General features: G+C 76.0%; 5 protein-coding genes. All 5 read left to right on the top strand.

The features are described from left to right. The first annotated feature begins 246 nt into the window (after positions 1-246). Positions 247-1,581 (top strand): hypothetical protein, encoded by a 1,335-nt coding sequence (locus tag ACEPPI_RS29250; protein ID WP_373918273.1) that lies wholly within the window; start codon positions 247-249, stop codon positions 1,579-1,581. Positions 1,582-1,745: 164 nt separating this feature from the next. Beyond that, complete coding sequence (locus tag ACEPPI_RS29245) at positions 1,746-2,645, top strand: sulfurtransferase (protein ID WP_373918272.1); 900 nt, start codon at positions 1,746-1,748, stop codon at positions 2,643-2,645. Positions 2,646-2,735: 90 nt separating this feature from the next. After that, positions 2,736-3,491: a DUF4097 domain-containing protein gene (locus tag ACEPPI_RS29240; RefSeq protein ID WP_373918270.1), complete on the top strand. Its 756-nt coding sequence runs from the start codon at positions 2,736-2,738 to the stop codon at positions 3,489-3,491. A gap of 217 nt (positions 3,492-3,708) precedes the next feature. Continuing rightward, positions 3,709-6,105, top strand: coding sequence for an endopeptidase La (gene lon / locus ACEPPI_RS29235; protein ID WP_373918269.1), 2,397 nt, complete (start codon positions 3,709-3,711; stop codon positions 6,103-6,105). A gap of 144 nt (positions 6,106-6,249) precedes the next feature. After that, complete coding sequence (locus tag ACEPPI_RS29230; RefSeq protein WP_030225696.1) at positions 6,250-6,690, top strand: MarR family winged helix-turn-helix transcriptional regulator; 441 nt, start codon at positions 6,250-6,252, stop codon at positions 6,688-6,690. The last annotated feature ends 53 nt before the right edge of the window (positions 6,691-6,743 follow it).

Raw genomic sequence — 6,743 nt, 5'->3', positions numbered from 1 at the left:
CCGTCGCCCCGGCCGAGGGCCCGCCCGGCCCGCGGGAGTCCGCGCCGTCCGCGCCGCCCGCCCCGCAGCCGACGAGCACCGCCGCCACCAGCAGCGCCCCCGCCGCCGTTCGTGCCGTCCGCCCGTTCCGTACCGTTCGCACATTCGCCTCCCGGGTACCCCGGCCGACCCCGACCATGGACTTCCATCCCACCACGGAACGCATCCCCGGAGGCCGTCATCCGCCGCATCGCCGCATGGCGCTGGGTGCCCCCGCTGCTCGCCGTCCTCCTCGGCCTCCTCGCACTGGAACGCGGCCCCGGCGGCGGCAGCATGTGGCGCGACGAGTCCACCACCTGGCAGGTCGCCCACCGCCCCCTGGCCGGCCTCGCCGGACTCCTCGCACGGATCGACGCCGTCCACGGCCTGTACTACCTGCTGATGCACACGGTCTTCGACCTGTGGGACGGGGGCCTGTGGGCGCTGCGCCTGCCCTCCGTGGCCGGCGCCGCGCTCGCCGCCGCCGGCGTGGCCGCGATCGCCCACCGCCTCGCGGGGGAGCGGGCCGCGCTCCTCGCCGGCGCCGCCTACGCCCTGCTCCCGCCCGTACAGGCCTACGCCCAGGAGGGACGCTCGTACGCCCTCGTCGCGGCGGCCGTGGTCTGGGCCACCCACCTGATGCTGTGCGGGCGGTGGGCCGCCTACGCCGCCGTGCTGCTCCTCGGCTGCTGGCTGCACGAGTTCGCCGTCCTGGCCCTGCTCGCCCACGCCCCCGTCGCCAGCCGCTCGCGCGGCTGGCGGTGGAGCGCGGCGGCCGTGGTGGCCGGGCTGGCGCCGCTGGCCCTGCTGAGTGCCGGACAGGCGCGGGCGCAGCTGGGCTGGCTCGGACGGCCCTCCTGGCAGGACTGGGCGGCCTACGGGGTGCTCGCGGGCGCGGTGCTGCTGCTCGCGCGGGGCGCCCGCGAGCGCGGCCTCGCGGACCTGGCACGGGTCGCCGTACCGCTGGCGCTGCTGCCGCCCGGACTGCTGATGACGGTGTCCCTGGCGCACCCCTGGTACGTGGACCGGTACGTCCTCTACGCGCTCGCCGGACCCGCCCTCCTCGTCGGGGCCCGGCTGGCCCGCGCGCGCGGGTGGCGGCCCTGGCTGCTGGTCGCCGTGATGCTGGTGCCCCTGGGCTGGTGGTCGGTGTGGCTGCGGACCCCCGAGAGCCGCAAGGACGACGTCCTCGCGGTGGCCGCCGCCGTCCGGGAGCGGGCCCGCCCCGGGGACGCGGTGCTGTTCATGCCGTCGCGGCGGCGCGAGTGGCTGCTGTCCTCGCCCACCGCCTACGCGGGCCTGCGCGACGTGGCCCTGGAACGCTCCCCTCGGGCCTCGGACACCCTTCACGGCACCGAACTGTCCCCGGAGCGGATCCGGGAGGCGCTGCTGCGCTCGCCCCGGGTGGTCGCCCTGCTGGACCCGGACGGGCAGCCCCTGGACCCGTACCCGCGCGAGGCCGCCAAGCGGGAGGCGCTGGCCGCCGGCTTCGAACGCTGCTCGGTGACGCCGGTGCGGGGGGCCCGGGTCGCGGTGTACGCGAGGGCGGGCGGCTGTGGCTGAGCCGGGCCGGGGTCCGGCAGGGCCGCCGGTGGCCGACTCGCCCCCGGGCGGGGCCCGTTGCCGGGCCCGGCGGGGGCCGGGGGAGGATGGTGCGACCCGCGTCAGACACCCGCCGGGCGGCACGCCCCGGCGGGCGGGGCCCGGCGCGCATCCGGAGGTGCCGCATGCCCACACCCGACCCCACCGACCCCACCGGTCCGGCCGGTCCGGCCCCCACCGGTCCCGACCCCGCCGCGTTCGGGCCGCTCGTGGGGGTCGAGTGGCTCGCGGAGCGGATCGGCGGGACCGGGCCGGTCCTGTTCGACGCCTCCGTCGGCGCCCACCGGGGCGCCCCCGTGCGGATCCCCGGCGCGCGGCCCTTCGACCTCGACGGCGTCCTGTCCGACCACACCGCCGCCGCGCCGCACACCATGCCCGCCGCCGCCGAGTTCGCCGACGCCATGCGCGGCCTCGGCCTCGACGACACCGACACCGTGGTCGTCTACGACGGCGCCGGGATCTACTCCAGCGCCCGCGCCTGGTGGATGCTGCGCGCCATGGGCTTCACCCGCGCAGCCGTCCTCGACGGGGGCCTGCCCGCCTGGACCGCCGCGGGCCTGCCCGTCGAGGCCGCCCCGGCGGCGTACGAGGGCCCGCGCGGCTCCTTCACCGCCCGGCCGCGCCGCGGGCTGCTGGTGGACGCCGACGCCGTCTCGGCGGCGCTGGCCGATCCGGCGGCCGTCGTCCTGGATGCCCGCACCCGGGAGCGCTTCGAGGGCACCGCCCCCGAACCCCGGCCCGGACTGCGCGGCGGTCACATGCCGGGCGCGGTCAGCCTGCCGTTCGGGGAACTGCAGGGGCCGGACGGGCGGATGAGGCCGGCGCAGGAACTGCGTACGGCGTTCGCCGCCGTGGCGGACGGCCGCGAACGCCTCTGCTTCAGCTGCGGCTCGGGGGTGACGGCCTGCGTCCTCGCGCTCGGCGCGACCCTGGCCGGCCGCGAGGACGGGCTGGCGGTGTACGACGGCTCCTGGAGCGAATGGGGCCTCCCCTCCCCGGACCGCCCGGTGGCCTCCGGCCCCTGACCGCCCCGCCCCGGCCGGGGGATATCCCCACCCCGGCTCCGGGTACCGGCCCCAGCGCCCGGCGGCCCCGGGGCCGCGAGACTGGACGGCATGTCAGCCCACACCGCGTCAGCCCGCCCCGGCCGCAAGGCCCTCGGCGGCGTCGTGACCGTCGCCGCGTTCCTCCTCGTCGGCTGCTCCCTGCCCGGGGGCACCTCCAGGAGCCTCACCGCCGACGCCACCGTGACAGAGGCCGTCACGGCGGTCGAGGTGACGGACGCGCGCCGCGGTTCCATCGAGGTCACCCCCGGCACCGGCCCGGGGGTGAGCGTCCACCGGACCGTGCACTACCGCGGCGACCGGACCCCCGAGCCCGGCCAGCGGGTCTCCGACGGCGTGCTGACCTTCACCGCGGGCTGCGCGGACTCCTGCTACGTCGACTACCGCCTGGAGGTGCCCGCCTCCGCGAAGGTACGCCTCGACAACAGCAGCGGCCGCATCACCGTGGCGGGGGTCGCGGCCGCCGAGGTCACCTCCGACTCCGGGGACGTGCGCGCCGAGCGGATCGCCGGCCCGCTGAAGATCCGTACCGCGTCGGGCGACATCGAGGCCACCGCCCTGCGCGCCCCCGACGCCGAGATCCGCTCGGGCTCCGGCGACGCCACCCTCGGCTTCGCCGAGCCCCCGGCCTCCCTCTCGGTCACCACCACCTCGGGGGAGGTCCGGGCCCGGCTGCCCGAGGCCCCGTACGAGGTGACGGCCTCCACGACCTCCGGGGACCGTGACGTCACCCTGGTCTCCACCCCCGCCGCGCCCTCCCGGCTGTCCTTCCGCACCACCTCGGGGGACCTCCACGTCTCCGGCTGACGCGGACCCCCGTGCCACCCCGCAGCGGCCATTCGGGGACGGTCACGGCCGTCCTTCCTTCTCCGTCCGGTCTTCTCGGGTCGAGAACTCGCAGCTCACAGCAGCCCCAGGGGCCTGCGCGCAGGTGTTCGCCCCCGGCGAACGGGAGTTGGGGAACATCCCGGGGCGCAGGTGCATTGAGTCGGCATAGCTCAACTTCACTGCCGGAGGGAAGATCATGGCTTCGACGTCCGTAACGCTCACCCTGCCCGTGCTGCCGCTCGACGACGAGGTCGTGCTGCCCGGAATGGTCGTTCCGCTGGACCTGTCCGACACCGAGGTGCGCGGAGCCGTGGAGGCGGCGCAGGCGGCGGCCGGGAGCGGGAAACCCCGGGTGCTGCTCGTGCCCCGGGTCGACGGCAAGTACACCGGCACCGGCGTACTGGGGACCGTCGAGCAGGTCGGCCGGCTCTCCGACGGGGACCCCGGCGCGCTGATCCGCGGACGCGGGCGCGTCAGGATCGGGGCCGGCACGACCGGGCCCGGGGCCGCGCTCTGGGTGGAGGGCGAGACCGTCGACGAGAAGGTGCCCGATCCGCTGCCGGGGGCCGTCGCCGAGCTCGTCAAGGAGTACAAGGCCCTCGCCACCACCTGGCTCAAGAAGCGCGGCGCCTGGCAGGTCGTGGACCGGGTCCAGCAGATCGAGGGCGTCTCGGCGCTCGCCGACAACTCCGGCTACTCGCCCTTCCTGACCACCGCCCAGAAGGTGGAACTGCTGGAGACCGCCGACCCCGTCGCCCGCCTCAGGCTCGCCGTCAAGGCGCTCGGCGACCACCTCGCCGAGCAGGACGTCGCCGAATCCATCGCCAAGGACGTCCAGGACGGCGTCGACAAGCAGCAGCGCGAGTTCCTCCTGCGCCGCCAGCTCGAAGCCGTCCGCAAGGAGCTGCGCGAGCTGAACGGGGAGCAGGAGGGCGAGGAGTCCGACGACTACCGCGCCCGCGTCGAGGCCGCCGACCTCCCCGAGAAGGTCCGCGAGGCCGCCCTCAAGGAGGTCGAGAAGCTCGAACGCGCCAGCGACCAGAGCCCGGAGGGCTCCTGGATCCGCACCTGGCTGGACACCGTCCTCGAACTGCCCTGGAACGAGCGGACCGAGGACCGGTACGACATCCAGGGTGCCCGCGCCGTCCTCGACGCCGAGCACGCCGGACTCGGCGACGTGAAGGACCGCATCACCGAGTACCTCGCCGTCCGCAAGCGGCGCGGCGAGCGCGGCATGGGCGTCATCGGCGGCCGGCGCGGCGGAGCCGTGCTCGCGCTCGTCGGCCCGCCCGGCGTCGGAAAGACCTCACTCGGCGAGAGCGTGGCCCACGCCATGGGCCGCAAGTTCGTCCGCGTCGCCCTCGGCGGCGTCCGCGACGAGGCGGAGGTGCGCGGCCACCGCCGTACCTACGTCGGCGCCCTGCCGGGCCGCATCGTCCGCGCGATCAAGGAAGCCGGGTCCATGAACCCGGTCGTCCTCCTCGACGAGATCGACAAGGTCGGCTCCGACTTCCGCGGGGACCCGGCCGCCGCCCTCCTGGAGGTCCTGGACCCGGCGCAGAACCACACCTTCCGGGACCACTACCTGGAGGTGGAGCTGGACCTGAGCGACGTGGTCTTCCTGGCCACCGCCAACGTCCTCGAAGCCATCCCCGAGGCACTGGCCGACCGCATGGAACTGGTCCGCCTCGACGGGTACACCGAGGACGAGAAGGTCGTCATCGCCCGAGACCACCTGCTGCCCCGCCAGCTGGAGCGCGCGGGCCTGGCCGCCGACGAGGTGGTAGTGGAGGAGGAGGCCCTGCGCAGGCTCGCGGGCGAGTACACCCGCGAGGCGGGCGTGCGCATCCTGGAGCGGTCCATCGCCCGGCTGCTGCGCAAGGTGACCTCCCAGCACGAGCTGGGCGAGCGGGAGCTGCCCTTCACCATCGGCGCCGACGACCTGCGCGCCCTGATCGGGCGGCCGCACCACGTCCCGGAGTCCGCGCAGGACCCCGCGGAGCGGCGCACCGCCGTCCCCGGCGTGGCCACCGGTCTCGCCGTGACCGGGGCCGGAGGCGACGTGCTCTTCGTCGAGGCCTCGCTCGCCGACCCCGAGACGGGGGCCGCCGGGCTCACCCTCACCGGCCAGCTGGGCGACGTGATGAAGGAGTCGGCGCAGATCGCGCTGAGCTTCCTGCGCTCGCACGGCGCGGAACTGGAGCTGCCGGTCGCCGACCTCAAGGACCGGGGCGTGCACATCCACTTCCCGGCCGGCGCGGTCCCCAAGGACGGCCCCAGCGCGGGCATCACCATGACCACGGCCCTCGCCTCGCTGCTGTCCGGCCGCCAGGTCCGCACCGACGTGGCCATGACCGGCGAGGTCTCGCTCACCGGCCGGGTGCTGCCCATCGGCGGGGTCAAGCAGAAGCTGCTGGCCGCGCACCGGGCGGGCCTGACCACCGTGATCATCCCGAAGCGCAACGAGGCAGACCTGGACGACGTCCCGGCCGAGGTGCTGGAGGGGCTGGAGGTGCACCCGGTGACGGATGTGCGCCAGGTCCTGGAGCTGGCCCTGGCCCCGGCCGCGATGTCCTTCACCAAGGCCGCCTGACCTGCGCACGAGAGCTCCGTACGGCCCGGGGACCCGCATCGGCGGGGCCCCGGGCCGTCAGCATGCCCCCTGCGAAATACTGGGCCCGTACACCGGGCCCGCAGCGGGCCCACAGGGGGACACCACCACCGATCGGAGCGGGACGTGCACGGGAGCGAAGACCAGGAGTTCCTTGCCCTGGAGCGGGAGCTGTCCGTCTTCCTCCGGCGGGCCCGCGCCTCCTCCGGCGAGATGGCCCGCGCGCTCCACCCGGAGCTGGAGCCCGCCGCGTACGGGCTGCTCGTCCGGCTGGAGGCCGCCGGCCGCCAGCGGGCCACCGAGCTCGCCGCCTACTTCGGGGTCGGCAAGGCCACCATGAGCCGCCAGCTGCGCGCCCTGGAGGTCCTGGGCCTGGTGGCCCGCGAGCCGGACCCGGCCGACGGCCGTGCCTTCCTCGTCGGGCTCACCGACGAGGGCCGGGCCCGCTTCCTGCGCGTACGGGGGGCCCGCCGCGAGCAGTACATGCGCAAGCTGGCCGACTGGGACCGGGGCGAGGTGGCGGAACTGGCCCGCCTGCTCAACCAGCTGAACTCCGGCGAGGAGTAGGAGGAGCAGGCGGAGCGAACCGGCCGCCCCGGGGACCGGGGGACCGTTCGCCC

Origin of the sequence: Streptomyces sp. AB3(2024) (assembly GCF_041862025.1) — a bacterium.
In the GTDB taxonomy this organism is placed as follows: Bacteria; Actinomycetota; Actinomycetes; order Streptomycetales; family Streptomycetaceae; genus Streptomyces.
Note: the sequence above shows the minus strand (reverse complement) of the source record. Positions and strands in the feature narration are given on the sequence as shown.

Bases quoted from the DNA above. Each gene is read 5' to 3' on its own strand.
- ACEPPI_RS29245 (WP_373918272.1), top strand. From the start codon at position 1,746: ATGCCCACACCCGACCCCACCGACCCCACCGGTCCGGCCGGTCCGGCC.
- ACEPPI_RS29240 (WP_373918270.1), top strand. From the start codon at position 2,736: ATGTCAGCCCACACCGCGTCAGCCCGCCCCGGCCGCAAGGCCCTCGGC.
- lon (WP_373918269.1), top strand. From the start codon at position 3,709: ATGGCTTCGACGTCCGTAACGCTCACCCTGCCCGTGCTGCCGCTCGAC.